Origin of the sequence: Brevibacillus porteri (assembly GCF_003013475.1) — a bacterium.
GTDB lineage: Bacteria > Bacillota > Bacilli > Brevibacillales > Brevibacillaceae > Brevibacillus > Brevibacillus porteri.
Genome location: NZ_PXZO01000042.1, coordinates 195,214 through 212,557, shown reverse-complemented (window position 1 = coordinate 212,557; position 17,344 = coordinate 195,214). Strand labels below are relative to the sequence as shown.

General features: G+C 44.3%; 23 protein-coding genes. 18 read left to right on the top strand and 5 right to left on the bottom strand.

Features of this window, described 5'->3' with window-relative positions; all coding sequences use genetic code 11:
* The first annotated feature begins 5 nt into the window (after positions 1-5).
* The 8 genes from rsmG (at position 6) to C7R92_RS21360 (ending at position 8,078) form a co-directional block, all read left to right on the top strand.
* Positions 6-722, top strand: coding sequence for a 16S rRNA (guanine(527)-N(7))-methyltransferase RsmG (gene rsmG / locus C7R92_RS21405; protein WP_017246837.1), 717 nt, complete (start codon positions 6-8; stop codon positions 720-722).
* Positions 723-934: 212 nt separating this feature from the next.
* Positions 935-1,498: an MgtC/SapB family protein gene (locus tag C7R92_RS21400; protein WP_106835591.1), complete on the top strand. Its 564-nt coding sequence runs from the start codon at positions 935-937 to the stop codon at positions 1,496-1,498.
* A 636-nt stretch (positions 1,499-2,134) separates the two neighbouring features.
* Entirely contained in the window at positions 2,135-2,989 is an 855-nt protein-coding gene (gene noc, locus C7R92_RS21390) for a nucleoid occlusion protein (protein ID WP_106835589.1), read from the top strand.
* Between the two features lie 507 nt (positions 2,990-3,496).
* Positions 3,497-4,255 (top strand): ParA family protein, encoded by a 759-nt coding sequence (locus C7R92_RS21380; RefSeq protein ID WP_015894094.1) that lies wholly within the window; start codon positions 3,497-3,499, stop codon positions 4,253-4,255.
* On the top strand, positions 4,252-5,097 hold the full coding sequence (locus tag C7R92_RS21375; protein ID WP_017246833.1) for a ParB/RepB/Spo0J family partition protein: 846 nt from the start codon (positions 4,252-4,254) through the stop codon (positions 5,095-5,097). The genes C7R92_RS21380 and C7R92_RS21375 overlap by 4 nt, the downstream gene beginning before the upstream one ends.
* Positions 5,098-5,112: 15 nt before the next feature.
* Positions 5,113-6,267: an aminotransferase class V-fold PLP-dependent enzyme gene (locus C7R92_RS21370; protein ID WP_069850189.1), complete on the top strand. Its 1,155-nt coding sequence runs from the start codon at positions 5,113-5,115 to the stop codon at positions 6,265-6,267.
* A 30-nt stretch (positions 6,268-6,297) separates the two neighbouring features.
* Positions 6,298-7,011, top strand: a complete 714-nt coding sequence (locus tag C7R92_RS21365; protein ID WP_069850187.1) for a DUF554 domain-containing protein — start codon at positions 6,298-6,300, stop codon at positions 7,009-7,011.
* Between the two features lie 167 nt (positions 7,012-7,178).
* Complete coding sequence (locus C7R92_RS21360) at positions 7,179-8,078, top strand: diacylglycerol/lipid kinase family protein (protein ID WP_106835587.1); 900 nt, start codon at positions 7,179-7,181, stop codon at positions 8,076-8,078.
* Between the two features lie 90 nt (positions 8,079-8,168).
* Here the strand turns inward: C7R92_RS21360 and yyaC are convergent, their stop codons facing one another.
* The gene (gene yyaC / locus C7R92_RS21355) at positions 8,169-8,774 is read right to left on the bottom strand and encodes a spore protease YyaC (RefSeq protein ID WP_017246828.1); all 606 of its coding nucleotides are present in this window, start codon (positions 8,772-8,774) and stop codon (positions 8,169-8,171) included.
* A gap of 214 nt (positions 8,775-8,988) precedes the next feature.
* Here yyaC and C7R92_RS21350 point away from each other — a divergent pair, with 214 nt between their 5' ends.
* From C7R92_RS21350 to C7R92_RS21335, 4 genes are all read left to right on the top strand, one after another.
* On the top strand, positions 8,989-9,270 hold the full coding sequence (locus C7R92_RS21350; protein WP_106835586.1) for a putative Se/S carrier protein: 282 nt from the start codon (positions 8,989-8,991) through the stop codon (positions 9,268-9,270).
* Positions 9,267-10,142, top strand: a complete 876-nt coding sequence (locus tag C7R92_RS21345) for a mechanosensitive ion channel family protein (RefSeq protein WP_106835585.1) — start codon at positions 9,267-9,269, stop codon at positions 10,140-10,142. Before C7R92_RS21350 ends, C7R92_RS21345 begins: the two co-directional genes overlap by 4 nt.
* 15 nt (positions 10,143-10,157) lie before the next feature.
* Positions 10,158-10,367, top strand: coding sequence for a DUF951 domain-containing protein (locus C7R92_RS21340; RefSeq protein WP_007720174.1), 210 nt, complete (start codon positions 10,158-10,160; stop codon positions 10,365-10,367).
* Positions 10,368-10,481: 114 nt separating this feature from the next.
* Entirely contained in the window at positions 10,482-11,261 is a 780-nt protein-coding gene (locus C7R92_RS21335) for an Ig-like domain-containing domain (RefSeq protein ID WP_106835584.1), read from the top strand.
* A 216-nt stretch (positions 11,262-11,477) separates the two neighbouring features.
* On the opposite strand, the gene C7R92_RS21330 is transcribed toward C7R92_RS21335, so the two are convergent.
* Positions 11,478-11,564 (bottom strand): YjcZ family sporulation protein, encoded by an 87-nt coding sequence (locus tag C7R92_RS21330; RefSeq protein ID WP_017246824.1) that lies wholly within the window; start codon positions 11,562-11,564, stop codon positions 11,478-11,480.
* Positions 11,565-11,921: 357 nt separating this feature from the next.
* Between C7R92_RS21330 and pepF the strand changes: the two genes are divergently transcribed.
* Complete coding sequence (gene pepF / locus C7R92_RS21325; RefSeq protein ID WP_106835583.1) at positions 11,922-13,832, top strand: oligoendopeptidase F; 1,911 nt, start codon at positions 11,922-11,924, stop codon at positions 13,830-13,832.
* 68 nt (positions 13,833-13,900) lie between these two features.
* Here pepF and C7R92_RS21320 read toward each other — a convergent pair whose 3' ends face one another.
* The gene (locus tag C7R92_RS21320) at positions 13,901-14,524 is read right to left on the bottom strand and encodes an NAD(P)-dependent oxidoreductase (RefSeq protein WP_106835582.1); all 624 of its coding nucleotides are present in this window, start codon (positions 14,522-14,524) and stop codon (positions 13,901-13,903) included.
* Between the two features lie 229 nt (positions 14,525-14,753).
* Here C7R92_RS21320 and C7R92_RS32940 point away from each other — a divergent pair, with 229 nt between their 5' ends.
* The 5 genes from C7R92_RS32940 (at position 14,754) to C7R92_RS31900 (ending at position 15,986) form a co-directional block, all read left to right on the top strand.
* On the top strand, positions 14,754-15,011 hold the full coding sequence (locus tag C7R92_RS32940) for a peptidoglycan recognition protein family protein (protein ID WP_328141687.1): 258 nt from the start codon (positions 14,754-14,756) through the stop codon (positions 15,009-15,011).
* Complete coding sequence (locus C7R92_RS32935) at positions 15,004-15,306, top strand: copper amine oxidase N-terminal domain-containing protein (RefSeq protein WP_244195789.1); 303 nt, start codon at positions 15,004-15,006, stop codon at positions 15,304-15,306. Before C7R92_RS32940 ends, C7R92_RS32935 begins: the two co-directional genes overlap by 8 nt.
* Positions 15,303-15,431: a hypothetical protein gene (locus C7R92_RS33175; RefSeq protein WP_279629825.1), complete on the top strand. Its 129-nt coding sequence runs from the start codon at positions 15,303-15,305 to the stop codon at positions 15,429-15,431. The genes C7R92_RS32935 and C7R92_RS33175 overlap by 4 nt, the downstream gene beginning before the upstream one ends.
* A gap of 274 nt (positions 15,432-15,705) precedes the next feature.
* A complete protein-coding gene (locus tag C7R92_RS33415; protein ID WP_412679007.1) occupies positions 15,706-15,828 on the top strand; it encodes a hypothetical protein in 123 nt (40 codons plus the stop codon).
* Positions 15,771-15,986, top strand: a complete 216-nt coding sequence (locus C7R92_RS31900; protein WP_137030555.1) for a hypothetical protein — start codon at positions 15,771-15,773, stop codon at positions 15,984-15,986. Before C7R92_RS33415 ends, C7R92_RS31900 begins: the two co-directional genes overlap by 58 nt.
* Positions 15,987-16,161: 175 nt before the next feature.
* Here C7R92_RS31900 and C7R92_RS21305 read toward each other — a convergent pair whose 3' ends face one another.
* On the bottom strand, positions 16,162-16,572 hold the full coding sequence (locus C7R92_RS21305) for a hypothetical protein (RefSeq protein ID WP_106835580.1): 411 nt from the start codon (positions 16,570-16,572) through the stop codon (positions 16,162-16,164).
* Positions 16,557-17,021 (bottom strand): stalk domain-containing protein, encoded by a 465-nt coding sequence (locus C7R92_RS21300; protein WP_158265764.1) that lies wholly within the window; start codon positions 17,019-17,021, stop codon positions 16,557-16,559. The genes C7R92_RS21305 and C7R92_RS21300 overlap by 16 nt, the downstream gene beginning before the upstream one ends.
* Between the last annotated feature and the right edge of the window lie 323 nt (positions 17,022-17,344).

Below are 17,344 nucleotides of genomic sequence, written 5' to 3'. Positions count from 1 at the left end.
AAGCTATGACGAAAGAACAGTTTGCCGAGGTACTAGCAGCCCAGGGGATTTCTTTGACGGATCGTCAGAAGGAGCAGTTTGATCATTTTTACCGCCTGCTGGTGGAATGGAATGAGAAGATGAACCTGACCGGGATTACCGAAGAGGGGCAAGTGTACAACAAGCATTTTTATGATTCGATCACGCCGGCTTTTTACTTCCCATTTGACCAGGTGCAATCGGTTGTAGATATCGGTGGGGGCGCAGGCTTTCCGAGCATTCCTTTGAAAATTTGCTTCCCACATCTGAAAATGACGATCATTGATTCCTTGAATAAGCGAATGAGTTTTTTGCAGCATGTAGCTAAGGAACTGGGCCTGGAGAACGTAAATCCCGTACATGGGCGTGCTGAGGATCGAGGGCAAGAAGCGATTTATCGGGAAAAGTTTGATCTCGTAGTGGCACGTGCTGTTGCGAGACTCAATCTGTTATCGGAGTTCTGCCTTCCTTTTGCCAAAGTCGGAGGACACTTCGTCGCTCTCAAGGGAGCGGAGATTACTCCAGAGCTTGCTGAAGCGAAAAAGGCAATCAAGACGCTCGGTGGAAAGACGAGAAAGGTCGAGACATTCCAGCTTCTAGAGGAAGCGGGAGAGCGTAACATCGTCATCATGGAAAAAATAGAAGCGACACCGAAAAGCTATCCGCGCAAGGCAGGAGTTCCTGCGAAAAAGCCGTTAGTGTAGGAGTCAGTCATATGAGAGGGTCGTAGCCACGTGCTGCGGCCTTTTTTCGTATGGAAAGTTTAAGTGAAATTGTCCATTCCTGATGAAATGGAAAGTATGCCTCAGAAGTAGTCTCTCAGGTTTGCTTCTTGGATCATGGAGTCTACAGCTCGGCATATACATAGTACTAGCTCCTTCGAAGGAATGACATCGTATGAGAGGGTGATTAGACTATGCAAGCAGCAGTACTTTCCTCCTTTTTTCCGCCAGAACTCCCGACCATATTGCTTCGGCTCTTTCTTGCTTTTCTAGCAGGTGCCATCATGGGATGGGAGCGAGAGAGATTCATAAAGGATGTGAGTAGGCAAAGAGGCGCTGGGTTTCGAACGTATAGTCTCGTTTGCTTTGGTTCGTGTCTTTTTGGACTAGCTTCTATTTATGGCTTTTCTTCGAGTGGCGTAAATCAAGATCCAGGGAGGGTAGCTGCACAAGTCGTGACGGGCATGGGATTTTTGGGAGCCGGAGCTATTATTAAATTCAATGGTACGGTGAAAGGCCTGACGACGGCAGCAAGGATGTGGGTTGCTTCAGCCATTGGTCTAATGTTCAGTGCAGGAATGTATGTCGCTGCGATCGTTGCCGCGATTTTTTCGTACCTGACGTTAGACTTTCATAGACTTTTCCCTAGATTGTTTTCTGTCACCAAGATTTCACATCCTACTGATGAGAGCATTGGAAGTGAAGAGAGGCCAAAGCACCGTGACGATCGCGATTTTTATGACGAAGATCACGATTGATGTTTCACGTGAAACGTTTTTCGTTAGCAGGAATTGGACGAATCTTGCAGAATTACATATATATAAATGAACCTGAAGAAAGCGTATAGGGAAAGAAGATTAGGTCAAAGGCAATTTTACAAACCGACCGGATGGGCAGGAAGAGTCTGTTAAGCAGTGTGTACGATAGGGCTTGTGAAGCTTTTTTCAAATAAATGCATGCTGTCTCTAACGATGTAAGAGGAGGACCTATGTAAAAAGAGTAGGACTGCACTCACTTACGACGCCAATATGCCATTTTTCCTTAGCAGCAACAATCAAAGAACATATTCAATCTGTCATATCCAGACAATGGATGGGCGAGGGATACAAAATGTTTCGAGGGAGATTCTGTCGTTGATTGGACAGGACCTTTTTCAGTTTCAAGGACGTATTCAAAAAGTCGTCTTTTCAGCACCAAGAAAGTGGCGAGAAGCTGAAGATAGAGGGGCGGAATGTAGGGGAGCTACATGAGCACCAGGATTTCGAAGGTGAACGCTTGTTTCGTTGTTGCGCAATCTTTCAGGATTACTTCGTGATCAAAAATGACTTTTTGAACACCTCTTCAAAGACTTTAAAATAGTACGGATGGAACGGGTAGAAGTGGGGGATTTTTCTATGGCAGTTAAAGATTCATTTTCTCGGATTTTTGGCTTGACGGACAAGACAGATAACGAAGAAATCAAACAAATACCAGTTGAGGAGATTGTACCGAATCCATATCAACCTCGTACTGTATTTGATGACGAGAAAATTGATGAGTTGTGTCAAACGATACGTACTCATGGGCTCATTCAACCGATTGTCGTGCGGGTTCGCGATGGTCGTTATGAATTGATTGCTGGAGAACGACGTTTGCGCGCAACTAGAAAATTGGGCATGGAGAGGATTCCTGCGATTGTCAAAGAGTTTAATGACTCGCAAACAGCCTCTATCGCTTTGATTGAGAATTTGCAACGAGAAGGTTTGACAGCCATTGAAGAGGCAGTCGCATATCAAAAGCTGATTGATTTGCACAATTTGACGCAAGAGAGTCTTGCTCAACGTTTAGGCAAAGGACAATCGACAATCGCAAACAAACTGCGCTTGCTCCATTTACCGCAAGAAATTCAAGATGCATTGTTGTCCAGAAAAGTAACAGAGCGTCATGCAAGGGCTCTGATTCCGTTAAAAGATCCAGAATTACAAAATAAGGTCTTGTTGGAGATTTTGGAGCGGGAATGGAATGTGAAACAGACGGAAGTGCGCGTGAAGCAGCTTCTAGAATTGGCTGAGAACCCAAAATCGGAAAAAGATGCGAAGCCTCGCTGGAAAGCATTTTCAAGAGATACGCGGATTGCGATTAATACTGTTCGACAATCGATCGATATGGTGATCCAGACGGGCCTACCTGTAGAGACGGCGGAAGAAGATCATGATGAATTCTATCAATTCACCATTCGTATTCCGAAAAACAAGGAAACAGGGAAATAAATGAGATGGTAACAAAAAAGGCGACAAGGTCGCCTTTCTTTTTGGGCAAATGCTGATTATTTAGAGGAAAAAGAGACGTTCGGTAATGTTTAATTTCCAGAAAAAAGCATTTCGTATAAAAAAGCTAGGGAAATTTGCATTTTTGGGACAAAAATCAGGCTTTTTTGTCTCACTATCTAAAAAAAACAGCGTACGACCAAGCTGTAAATCTGATAACATGGAGAGTACCAACCTGTGCATACTAGCAGGTTTACTCAATAATAAATGAGGATAACTTTGCAGAGACTTTTTTCGTCTTATCATGTACAGGCCATGTAAGGTTACTGAATGGCAACGAACGAAGGAAAATGTATAAAAAACTATCGTTTTACAAGAATACGAGCAAATCGTAAATAGACTCGAATGACTAACTAGATGAGGATACAGAAGATGACTTTGAAAGACGTACTGGAGAGTGTACTGGTCAAACCACAAGCTTTCCTACACGACAAAAAAGAGGTGGAGAAGTTGGGAAAAATCATTGCGGTTGCGAACCAGAAAGGCGGCGTCGGGAAAACGACTACGTCCGTCAATCTAAGTGCTTGTTTGGCCGCATTGGGGAAAAAGGTGCTGCTGGTTGATATTGATCCGCAAGGAAATGCAACCAGTGGGATCGGGGTAAATAAGGCAGATGTTAAGTACTGCATTTATGATGTCCTGATCAATGATATCAACCCCGTCGATGCGACTTTGCCAACTGAAATTGAAGGATTAATGATCATTCCTGCCACCATTCAATTGGCAGGTGCGGAAATCGAGCTGGTTCCTACGATTTCTCGTGAGGTTCGTCTGAAAAAGGCACTGGAAGTTGTCAAGGACAAGTACGATTACGTCATCATCGATTGCCCGCCATCCTTAGGGATTTTGACCGTTAATTCTTTGACAGCATCTGATTCCGTCTTAATTCCAATCCAGTGTGAATACTATGCGCTAGAGGGATTAAGCCAACTGTTGAACACCATTCGTTTGGTCCAAAAACACTTGAATTCACAGCTTGCTATCGAGGGTGTCGTGCTGACAATGCTCGATGCACGTACGAATCTCGGTTTGCAAGTGATTGAAGAAGTGAAAAAGTATTTTCAGGACAAAGTATACAAGACAATTATTCCTCGAAATGTTCGCTTGAGTGAAGCGCCGTCACACGGACAAGCCATCATTACGTACGATCCACGCTCAAGAGGAGCGGAAGTCTATACTGATTTGGCGAAGGAAGTGGTAGGGGTATGAGTAGAGGATTGGGAAAAGGGCTGAATGCGCTTATTACTTCCAATCTCATCGAAGAAGGGGAACAGGTAAAAGAAGTTTCCATCAATGAGATTCGTCCTAACCCTTATCAGCCCCGGAAAGAATTCGAGCAATCTGCTATCGAGGAACTAGCACAATCGATCAAAGAGCATGGGATCATCCAGCCGCTGATAGTTCGGAAAAGCATCAAAGGTTACGAGCTGGTAGCTGGGGAAAGACGATTGCGTGCTGCAAAAGTAGCGGGGTTAAAAGAGGTTCCGGTAGTAGTAAAGGCGTACACAGATCAGCAATTAATGGAGATTGCCCTGATTGAGAACTTGCAACGGGAAAATTTGAATCCACTCGAAGAGGCAGAGGCTTATGACAAGCTGATTTCTCACCACGATTATACGCAAGAACAGCTTGCACAAAAGATAGGGAAGAGTCGACCGCATGTAGCCAACATGCTGCGTTTGCTGCAACTGCCAGAGAAGATCCGAAAAATGGTCTCGGCATCCGAACTATCCATGGGACATTCGCGTGCTTTGCTTGGGGTAACGGATAAGAAATTACAACAACAGCTCGCAAATGACGTGGTGGAAAAAGGATTGAGTGTTCGTCAGCTGGAGGAGCTTGTGAAGCAGCTCAATGTTTCACGTGAAACAAAAAAGAAAAAGCCAGCGAAAAACGAGCCAGTATTGATCGAGATGGAGGAACGGCTACGCAGTCGTTTTGGAACATCGGTCAAGATTAAAAAAGGATCGAAGCGCGGCAAGATCGAAATTGACTTCTATTCACAGGAAGACTTGGAGCGAATCATCGATATGTTGAATATAGAGAAGTAAGTCCAGGAGGTAGTCATGGCGATCATCTATTTGGATAACGCAGCTTCTACATGGCCGAAGCCACCAGCAGTCAAAGAAATGATGGCGGAAGTCATCGAAGATTTTGCTGCAAATCCTGGCCGAGGTGGACATGCACTGGCGATGAAAGCGAGTAAAGCTGTGTTTCGGACACGGGTGCAAGTGTCGCGGTTGTTTGGGATTCAAAACCCGAATAACCTCTTTTTTTATCTCAATGCTACTCAAGCACTTAATCAGGCGATAAAAGGATTCTTACAAGCAGGCGATCATGTTATTTCTTCGTCTGTTGAGCATAATTCGGTAAGACGTCCCATCGAGTACATGCGCAAAAACAACCAGGTAGAAGCTACTTTTGTCGAGCCGAGAGAAGACCATCAATTCTATGTAGAGGATTTTGCCAAGGCAATTACGCCCGCGACGCGGTTAATCGTTGTGAGTCATGCCTCCAATTTGACAGGTGTCATCCTGCCTGTAGCCGAACTGGGGAAACTGGCAAAAGAGCACGGAATTACGTTTTTGGTGGATGCTTCTCAATCTGCTGGTGTTTTGCCTATCGATGTAGAGGCAATGAATATCGACATGCTTGCTTTTCCTGGGCACAAGGGACTGTATGGTCCACAAGGTACAGGTGGTTTGTATGTGAGCAATGATATTGATCTAGAGCCCTTGATTCATGGGGGGACAGGTAGTCAGTCTGAAGCGATCGATCAACCAACAACTCGTCCAGATCGATACGAAAGCGGAACACTCAATACGGTTGGTTTGGCAGGGCTGCAAGCAGGCGTTGATTTTGTCATGGAAAAAGGTGTGGACAACATTCGTCAGCACGAATGGGAGTTAGTGAAACAAACGATCCTTGGATTGCAGCAGATCGAGGGTGTACATGTCTACGGACCGGGGATTGAGACGGAACGTGTAGGTGTGGTTGCTTTTAATATCGGAGAGGTGGATGCAGCAGAGGTATCGTTTATCCTGGATCAACAATACGGGATTGCGACCAGATCGGGTTTTCATTGCACGCCACTGGGTCACCAGACTGCCGGTACCGAACAACGTGGAGCGGTTCGCGCCAGCTTTGGAATTTTCAACTCAGAGAAAGATGTAGAAGCGCTTCATAACGCTGTTCGAGAAATAGCAGCAGCGTTTGTGTAAGGGTAAGGCATCTGTAGGGGGACAGCGCAAGTGATCTTGCTTGGAACATTGGTCAACGCCGGAGCAATCATCTTAGGAGCATTGTTAGGCAGAATGTTGAAGCGAATTCCGGAGTCGATGCGACAAACCGTCATGCAAGGAATTGCTCTGGCCGTATTCATATTGGGCATTAAAATGTGCCTGGGTTCGGATAATTTTTTACTCGTGATTATCAGTATTGTGCTAGGAACAGTACTAGGTGAATGGATTGGGATAGAAAAAGGCTTAAACAATCTGGGGCATTGGCTGGAGAGGAAAGTTGGGGGAAGCCAAGGCAGTATCGCCACTGGTTTTATCACGACGACGCTGGTGTACTGTATTGGAGCCATGGCTGTACTGGGTGCATTGGACAGTGGTTTGCGTAACAACCATGATGTATTGTTTATGAAAGCATTGCTAGACGGATTCTCTGCGATCATTTTCACATCAACGCTAGGAATCGGTGTTATCTTTTCGGCTGTGCCCGTGTTTTTATATCAAGGCATGATTGCGTTATTATCTACACGCATTTACAGTGTGGTAAGCGAAACGATGCTGGATGCGATCCTGGTAGAAGTAACGGCGGTAGGTGGCTTGATGATCATTGCCATTGGATTAAACGTCTTGGAGATCAAACAGATAAGGGTAGCGAACATGATGCCAGCATTAGTGATCGCAGCAGTCGGAGTTCCCTTTATAGATTGGATTTCAAAGCTGTTTTCATAGATGGCACAGAGGCTCTTCCTTCGGGAGGAGTCTTCTTTAATGAAAAATCAACTATCATCGATAAAAATAGCATGCGATAATATGATACAAAAACTTGATTTGCGAGCAAGTATGGATAAGTGGGACGAAACAGTACGGTATGACAGCATGTTGGGGAGAGAATTACTATGTTGGGTGTAATCGTCAATCCTGTATCGGGCAATGGCACAGGGTTGAAAGTATGGAGGAAAATTGAGCCAACGCTACGACGTCTAGGAGCGCCTTTTCATGTCAGGATGACATCAGGAGAGGGGGAGGCAGAAAAATTATCAAAAGAGCTGATTCAAAAAGAGGGAGTAAATAAAATCATTGCTGTCGGAGGCGATGGAACGGTCCGAGGCGTGATAAACGGAATATACGAGTCGAATCAAGATTGCCGATTTGGATTGGTACCAGCTGGTTCCGGGAATGATTTCGCTCGCGGACATGGAATTCCGATGAAACCGTTACAGGCATTAGAACGAATTCTGTCGGAAAAAGGGGAAAAGCGAATCGATCTGATTTTATTGAATGGAGAAGTGGCTGCGAATTCAATCGGGGCCGGATTCGATGCACAGGTAGCAAAGATAACGGATCAAGCTGTGTACAAAGCTTGGCTGAATCAGTACAAGCTAGGAGCACTCGCCTACATTATATCGGTGATTCGCGTCGTATTTACGTATCAGCCACGTGACATCGTACTGAACGTTGATGGTCTTGAGGTTCGTTCAAAGGCTGTCTGGCTAGTTGTCGCTGCCAATATTCCGAATTACGGAGGCGGAATGCTGATTTGCCCCGATGCTATACCGGACGATGGGATTGCGGATATTTGCGTAGTAAGTGGTATGAGTCGACTCGGATTGTTAGCAGCTTTCCCGAAAATATTCACAGGAGCTCACCGTCATCATCCGGGTGTCCGTTTTTATAGGGGCAAGCAGGTAACGATACAAGCAGCAGGACAACTGCCCGTCCATGCAGATGGAGAAAGCGTAGCGCCAACGACGATCAGTGCTCAAGTGATTGAAAAGCGTCTGACGATTTTTGTGTAAAAAAAATAGACCTGTCATCCGTTGAGGGAGAGAACAGATCGTAAAGCAAGTTTTCTAAAGAGGGATGGAACCTTTTGCAAAAAGAAACGGTCAATCATATAAGACACTATCGAATCGACTCGGCGTAGAAGCCAGTGTTACGGCTTTTGCCAGTCCGGAAGCTATGATATCTGCCATGTTCATGACGATGGAGAGGCGGGTATTTTGAAGGACAAAATACTCCATGAATCCTCCTACGTTGACAATCCCGGTAATGTGAAAGGAACCAACAGGAGGCAGCTCTTTTTTAACACCAGCCCCTGGTTTTAGTGGACCATTAATCACATTGATGTTTCCGACGTGGCTAAATTGACCTAAACAGGCATCGACTGCAATGAGTGTAGCTGTCGGATGATTCGCTTGGATGAGCTCTAATTTTTCCTTAAGATTCATGGCGTGTACAGGATCCTCAAGCGTTCCGTACACTTGCAAAAAACGAGTTGACTGTGCGATGAGCTTGGTTCCTACTAATGGGCCTAGAGCATCACCAGTAGAACGGTCTGTCCCAATACATACAATGACAAGGTCGTCATCGAACCGATTTAAGCGAAAGCGCTGTGCAAGGTGACCGGCGAGATGCTCGTCTGCGTTTTCACTGCGGTATTCCACTTTAAAAGGTGGCAAAGAATAATCCTTGCGATTATCGGATGTGCTCATGGAAACCCCCACTCTTGCCGACTTGGCTTAAACCAACCTGTAAAAGGTTATATAAAAGTATTCACAGTATCGTACCGATATGACATTTTTATACCTGCTAATGGGAAAGTTACGTAGGTTTTGAAAACTCAGTGAGGCTGGCATGCATGAAAACGAACAGGTAAAATAAGAGGAGCCTATAGCAGTTTGTGTGAAATAGATGAGGGGGAGTGAAATGGGAGGAGAGACCGTGCTGATCGCGTTTGATTCCACGCAGCAAGCCTTGCGGGCAGAAATGCTGCTGGAGTACGAAGATATTGAGATCGATACAAGACCAACGCCGAAAGAAATAACGGCAGGCTGTGCCCTTTCCATTGAGTTACCACTGTCGGATTACTCACGAGCGAAAGCGATCATGATGGAACAACAAGTGGTAATACGAGGATACTTCCGTCAGTTTTTTGGCCAGTATAGCGAGGTCGACGAAAACGGGGAGCAGAAGGAGCGGGAGGAATGAATCAGGCTGGTTTTTTTGAGAGAATTTATGCCCAAGTATATGCGTATGTGACCGATGCAGATATGTGGGTAAATATAGGGATGGCTGTACTGAAAATCGCAGCGATTATCCTGTTATCGCGAATCGTCGTGTCGGTTGTGCAATCAGGCGTAAATAAAGTGTTCCAGCACCGGCATGGAAGCAAGATTCAAATGGATCAACGTCGAGTAGACACGATGCGGGTTCTTGTCAACAATGTCGTGCAGTATGGCATTTACTTTTTGGCAATTCTCATGATTTTGCAGCTGTTGGGCATTGATTTGCGTCCTGTTTTGGTAAGCGCAGGGGTACTTGGGCTGGCAGTTGGTTTTGGGGCGCAGAGTCTCGTTCGTGATATCATTACGGGATTCTTCATTATTTTTGAGGACCAATTTGCTGTTGGAGACGTCGTAACGATCAACAATTTGACGGGCACGGTGCAGGAGATTGGTCTGCGCATTACAAAGGTGCGAAGCTGGACGGGTGAGGTACACATCTTTCCAAACGGCACGATTAATCAAGTGACCAACTTTTCTTTGCAAAATACGTTAGCGGTTGTCGACGTATCTGTAGCGTATGAAGAAGATCTGAACCAAGTGGAGTCTGTGCTCAAAGAAGTGTTGGCATCGGCTCAGACGGAATTGACGGATATCGTAGCTGAGCCGCAAATTTTGGGAGTACATGCACTGGGACCTTCCGAAGTCATCATCCGGGTTACGGCTGAGTGCAAGCCGAACACGCATCACGGGGTCAATCGAAATTTGCGTGCGAAGATCAGAACGGAATTAACAAACCGAGGCATTCAAATTCCGTATCCCAAAATTGTCGCGGTGTCTGGAAAGGGAACAGTGTAGAGAGGAGAAAGAGAAATGGAACGCAAGCAATTTGGACTGGGGGATGTCGTACAGATGAAAAAGCCACATCCATGTGGCACGAATGCGTGGAAGGTAATACGCATGGGCATGGATGTGCGAATCAAATGTACGGGTTGCGATCATAGTGTGATGATTGGACGACTAGAGTTTGAACGCAAGCTGAAAAAGATACTGATTCGCGCAGAGGAAGAACCGCAAGCATAGACCATATTTCTTTGATCAACCCATCTGTCTTTTTCTACAATGCCTGTAAACGATGAAGAGACGCGTTTATATGCTTCAGGGAGCGGCTTTGTCGTTATAGACGGGAGGGGTTCGATGGAAAAGATGAGTGTTCGGTGGTTGCAGTGGGTAGTAGTGCTTGCGATTTTCCTACTTCCATCACAGGGAGTGTGGGCAAAGTCAGCAAACGAATGGGGAGTGAGAATATCCCTGGCTGACAAATCGGCGGAAATAGACCCGGATGAAATCATTACACTGACATTTTCGGGAACAGTATCGTTGAAAAATGGTCAAGAGCTCACTGACAAATCTGGTCTCTCGATCATTTCGCTCACGGATGCGAAAAAAAAGAAGGTTCGTTTTACGGCAAAATGGAACAAAACAGATCGAAGCATGACGATTGATCCGATAGGAAATCTGGAAGCAGGGGCGTCTTATCGAATAAGCTTGCTGGCCAAAAAAGTGAAGGATCAGCGCGGTAATTTGAATCCAGAGCTGACCAGCACGTTTCAAACGAAAAAACCTGTGGATAATATCGCTCCACAAGCAGTCATATTGCCTGGTCATGGAGCTAAAAATGTAGGGCTCCAGAATAAAGTGACACTCCAGTTTGCAGAAGAGATTGCTTTGGTTGGTGGTGGAGTCCTCTCCAGCAAAACGGCCGGTCCATTAGTTCGCGTGACAGATGAAAAAGGGGCTATCGTTCCGCATACCATTACGTGGAACAAAAGCAAGCGGATGTTGTCTGTGAAGCCAAAAGGAAAATGGCAGCCACATACGAGATATCAGGTAAGTCTCATTATGGGTTTGGTAAAGGACACAGCAGGTAATGTAAATCAAGTGCAGTGGATAACTTTTCAGACAGGATCTAAATAATTCAAGCATGTGGGTAAAAAAAAGGATGCAGCCAATAGAGGCGCATCCTTTTTCCTTTTGTACGATTACATGTATCTCCCGGTGGTGGTACTTAGGTTATGACTGATCATTATCCCTGGGCTGCATCGCCTGGTTATGATCTATGTGCAATGGAGAAGGTAAGGCTGCTGAGGATACAAGCTTACCTTCATATAGGCTGGATGGCAGCGGAGTAGGTTAGTCGCAGTCGCAACCTACGATAACGAGAAGGATGAACAGAACCAAGATCAGCGCGAAATCGTCGAAGCCGTTAAAGATACCCACTTGCTAACACCTCCTACCGTAGTTTCAATACTCATGCTATGTAGGAACCCAATACGAGGTATAGGCGGATGCCCTAGTTCCAAAGAAAATAAGTTATTCACAGCATATCCACAGAAAATGTGGACAACTTTTTGCGGGAAAAAGGAGTGTCTGCAATCGTTGTGGGGGATAAAAAGTTGTTAGTAAATACTTATCCACAGACTTATCCACAAAAGGGGATTTTCTCTGGATAAATTGACGGTTGTTATTGAATATTTGAAAAATTTTTATTAGTAAGAAGGAATTTGGCAGGTGAAAATATAATTACACACTTATAAATTTGGCAAAAATAGATAGAAGAAAAGGGGCGATTGAGATTTGAAGAAGCAAGTATTTGCATCAGTTACGGCTTTGGCCATTGCATTGTCGACAGTATCCGTACCATTCATTCCTTACAGCACGAAGGCGGTAGCTCTTGCTGCTGAGAAGCCTTCTTATCAAACTCGCGCTGAGATCCCAGATGCGTACAAGTGGAAGCTGGATCATATTTATCCGACTGTTAAGGAATGGGAAAAGGATGTTGCTAAGGTTGAATCTTTGGCAAACGCTTTCACAAAGCACCAAGGCAAGCTGGGTACATCATCTGCTGCGATGCAGGCGGCATTCGATGACTATGTTGAATTGATGCGTTTAAATGACAAAGCATACGTGTACGCAAACATGTCTCTCGATGTAAACTCCGCGAATCCTGATCTGCAAAAGCTGGGAGACCGTGGTGAGAAAATGTCCACGCTTGTCACAGAAAAAACCTCGTGGGTACAGCCTGAAATCGTTGCGATTCCCGATGACAAAATAAAGAGCTTGCTGTCCGAAAAGGAGCTTGAGCCTTACAAGCTGTTTATCGAAGACATGCTGAGAACGAAGCCGTACTCACTCTCTGCGGATATGGAGCAGCTCTTGGCAAAATCGTCTCCGTTGGGCGGTGCACCGACAAACATTTACAGCATGCTGTCCAAAGACGTGAGGTTCCCTAAAATCAAGGATGAGACAGGCAAGGAAGTTCAGTTGACGCGTGCCAATTTCATTTCCTATCTGGAAAGCAAGGATCAAAATGTGCGCAGAGAAGCGTTTAAGGCGTACTATGGTGCACTGATCAATTTCCAAGACTCGTTTGCATCGACGTTGGCTGCCAAAGTAAAGGGCGATAATTTTTACGCAGCTGTACGCAATTACGATTCTGCGCTGGAAGCAAGCCTGACACCGAACAACGTACCGACGAAGGTGTATGATGAGCTGATTGACACGGTGAATGACAATCTACCATTGCTGCATCGCTACATTTCTTTGAAAAAGAAAATGCTTGGCGTGAAGGAATTGCACATGTACGACATTTACGTGCCAATCGTTCCATCTGATGACAAATATATTTCCTTCGACGAAGGAAAGAAAATTGTCGTTAATGGGTTACAGGTAATGGGTGATGACTATGTGAAGGCAATGTCTGACGGCCTGGATGGCGGCTGGGTAGATGTCTATTCCACGGATGACAAGCGCACCGGTGCTTACCAATGGGGGGCATATGACACACATCCATTCGTACTGTTGAATCACCAAGGTACGCTCGATGATGTGTATACCATCGCCCATGAGATGGGACATGCCATGCAGTCGTATTACACGAACAAAAACCAGCCGTACATTTCGTCCAACTATCCAATCTTTACGGCAGAAGTGGCTTCAACCATGAATGAAACCCTGCTGTTCAAGAGCATGTACGCGAAGGCGAAGACGAAAGAAGAGAAGATGTATCTCTTGAATCACTATCTGGAAAACTTCCGTTCTACGCTGTTCCGTCAGACGCAGTTCGCGGAGTTCGAGAGAGCGATTCACGAGAAGGAGCAAGCTGGGGAATCTCTGAATGCGGAAGCGATCAAGAAGATCTACCTCGACATCAACAAAAAGTACTACGGAAAAGACATGGTTTCCGATGAGGAAATCGGTATGGAATGGGCACGTGTGAGCCATTTCTATAACTATAAATACTACGTCTATCAATACTCGACGAGCTTTGCCGCTGCACAAGCATTAGCGAAGCAAATCATGGATGAAGGTCAGCCAGCAGTGGATCGAGTTCGCAAAAACTTCCTCGAAGCGGGTAACTCTGCTCCGCCTATCGAGGTACTGAAAGCAGCAGGTGTGGACATGTCCACGTCCCAGCCAATCGAGCAAGCAATGGAAATCTTTGAAGAGACATTGAATGAGCTGGAAAAGCTGGTAAACGAGAAGTAAAGAAACGGCAGAAGCAAAACAGGCTCCCTTCCATTATGGATAGGAGCCTGTTTTTTTCCCTGTATGTATCAATAGGCAATGCCGACTCGCGCTCGTATGTATTCGGAAGTAGAAAGCTGCTGATACGTAAACTCCGCCGTATCCGGCACGGAGATTTGCATCCCATCTACAGGCAGCTGGTGAGCCTCGGCCCGGTAACTGCCAGTATACTCTCCATCAGGCAAATATGTCGGACATACAATGGTCCAATCGAGCTCGGACTGTTCCAAGAGCGAGTATGCCTTGTGATGTTCCTCGGCAGCACGCGTCAATTTTTGTCTGGACTCACTGGATTGATAGCGGAGCAGGTCAGGAGAAACTCTGCTTTGCAAGATGCCGGCGGTGCCCACCGTAATAATGCGTGAAACGTCTTCTCGTTTCATTGCTTCAATTATATAAGGAGTTCCCTCGGATAACGTCGTTGCCTTGTCTGTCCCGAGTGCGCTAATGACCGCGTCAACTCCACGCATGGCTGATGCAACATCCTTTTGATCGAGGACATTTCCCGTCAGGACACGCAGGTTTTCAGCAGCTAGGTGAGCAAGGTTGTCTGCTGAGCGAACGAGCACGGTTATTTCATGCCCATCTTTTAATGCATAGTCGAGGATATGGCTTCCTACGCGACCAGTGGCACCGAGAAGTAAGAGCTTCATTTTTGTAGTCACCTCATTTATGAAAATGTCGAGATAATTCAAAGAACAAGTTTTTTCCAGTCTAGCATTTCTTTTTCTGTCCCACCACCTGAAGGTATTTTCTATGTTATGGAACAAGTATATGGAGTATAAGGTAGTGTGTAATATTACATTCCATTACAGAAATTTACTCCTTTCAGGGATTGTGAAATATTACTTAGTTCGTCACGCTTGTTTTTTAAAATGAAATATTTTTCATTTTGTAATCCAAAAGGACGGAACGATTTACTGGTGTAATGATCCAGAAACAATTTTCTACCACGTAGGCAATAGCAACCGACATGCACTAGGCATTTGCCTTGTCGGGGACTTCCGGACACAGCAACCGACGCCTGAGCGACTTGAAGTACCCCGGCTACGCGTGGAAAAATTGCCCTGCATTCCCAATGGGCGCGTTCCGAACAAATTACTCACAATTCTTGCAAAAAGCTGTGGGTATAGTGGATAAGCCCAAGCAGATTCCGGTTGCAATTAAGTTGAACGAGGCATTGCTAGCTGTAACGGGCTTTTTGCAGGATGGTGTTTCTATGCTGCCAGTCCGATCGGTAGCCAATGCTGCTGGTGGAAAAGTGGAGTGGATCGAACAGACGAAGGATGTTCGCGTGAACGGGAAGGATCTGAAAAAGGTGATTGATGGATCGGCTTATGCTCCTGCTCGGGAGTTGGCTGCGGTACTCGGCTTACAAGTGGAATGGGACGGATCAAATAAAATTGTAAAGCTGAAAGGGAGTGTTAATTCATGAAAGACTTTTTGAAAAAGCACAAGAAATCAGTGTTGCTCATTGTCACGGGCGCGCTGGCTATCGCGGGCGCTTATATCGGTATTGATGAGGAAGCACAAACGCAGATTCTAAAAGCGATTGAATAGGTACTTCCATAGAGCGTAGGTTTGTCTCAATAGGGCAAATACATTTATTTACAAAAGTTTACACAACGGGCGTTTTCAGTAATCAAATTGTAATATTTGGTAAAATGGATACAAGCAATTGGGGGTTGAGGCGTGCCAGTGTGAATAATGCCCGATCCTGGACGACTTTGGCAGGCAGCAGAGTACGATCGGAAGCGACGATAACCTTTTTGTTGAAGAGCTATTACAGCAACTCCCTAATGAAAAGGAAAGGCACGTCATTCGCAAGATCGTATTGGAAGGCTTCACAGCAAGAGAAGTCGGAGAAGACCTACACATGGGAGAAAGAGGAGTGAATCAATGCAAAAATCGGAGCCTGAAGAAACTGCACAATTATCTAACCACGCATTCAGTCTAATAGCTGAGCAAGCAAAAAATGGTGATAACGAGGCGTTACTCAAAGTCTTGGAGGAAATGCAACCTGAAATTGACTCCCTAGCTGGTTTTCTCAAGCTACCGAAAGAAGAGGGAATTCAAGAAATTACGACGCAGTTTATTGAGAAAATCAGGGGTTGAAAATCTTTTTTAAAATTTTTTAGAAAAGCTGTTCCGTTTTGTCCCTGTTTTTTACCTAGATAGGTGAAAGCGACGATGACCGGTCAAAAACTGTTGCTTATCACATTAAAAAGGAGAAATGAAAAATGGCACTCCCTTATTGGTTCATATACAGTTGTTTAATTCGTTCGCCATGTTAATTTTGTGAAATTGAAATATTCTTCATTTTGTATTTGCCATCTTTAAAATAATATTCAATCGCTATATACTCAATATATTTCAAATAATCACCTTCCACACCAACAGTGGTCGTTATTGTATTATCTGAGATCCCATAGTAAATGAAATTTTCATAACTGATTTCAGAAATTTTATCGGGAAGAAGTTTGGACTCTTTAAAAGGGATATTCTCTAACTTGATATTTGAAATCGTTTCACCTATTTTTATGTCCACTTCAGTATCAGATATTATTTTTGTTGTAACGTTGTTTTTAATGATATCTAATGGTTTTTCTATAGGATACTCAGTAAAGTTTTCAGGATTTACAATATGAATGGTTTCGCTAGAAAAACCTGTCCCATGACCTTTACTTAAAAGAATAGCCAATTCTTTTTTTGATCATTATTTAAATCTAAATAAAACAATTCGGGTAAATCTGTAATCATTGCAATGGTTTCCCAATCAAAAACTTTTTTAACCCCATTGATGCTTACAATTAAATCCTTATACATGTTTGTATCTTTATCTTTATTTAAAGCATATAAGTAAATTTCTTCTTCTGGAAGGGAAGCAATCATTTTGATATCAGAGTTAATATCAACTACCTTTTTGCTATTATCCCAACTTACTTTAGAACCTAAAGAGTCCGCAATTAACTTTACTGGCACATAGACACGCCCATTAATGAATTGGGGATCCAAACCAGTCTTTTGTTCACCATTAAGATAAATAGATATTTTTTGTTGTACGGCATAACTATCATTAATCCAAAAACCAAAGAAAATTATTGGCAAAAGCGATAAAGTAATAAAAAACCTGATCTTTTTAAGTAACATTTTACTCCTCCTCATTTCTCTGCTCGACTCCCCATTGAACATGGTACGTAGCATTAGTCCAATCTAGTTGCCCTCCGCTCTCTGTTAAAGGTGCATTTAATTTATTATACCTCGTATCAACATTAGGAATCCATTTACTGTTAAAAAAGGTATTTACTACCTATATCTATCGACTCATGATAATGAAAAAAAGGAAATGCTCAAACAAATTGACTTGTATGCGTAACCTAAATGGATTAACCAATTACGAGGAATCTTGCTAAGTATGTAGAACTCCAAACTAAAGCGCAGTAAGCTTAACTGACCGAAGAGCGTGTGATAAC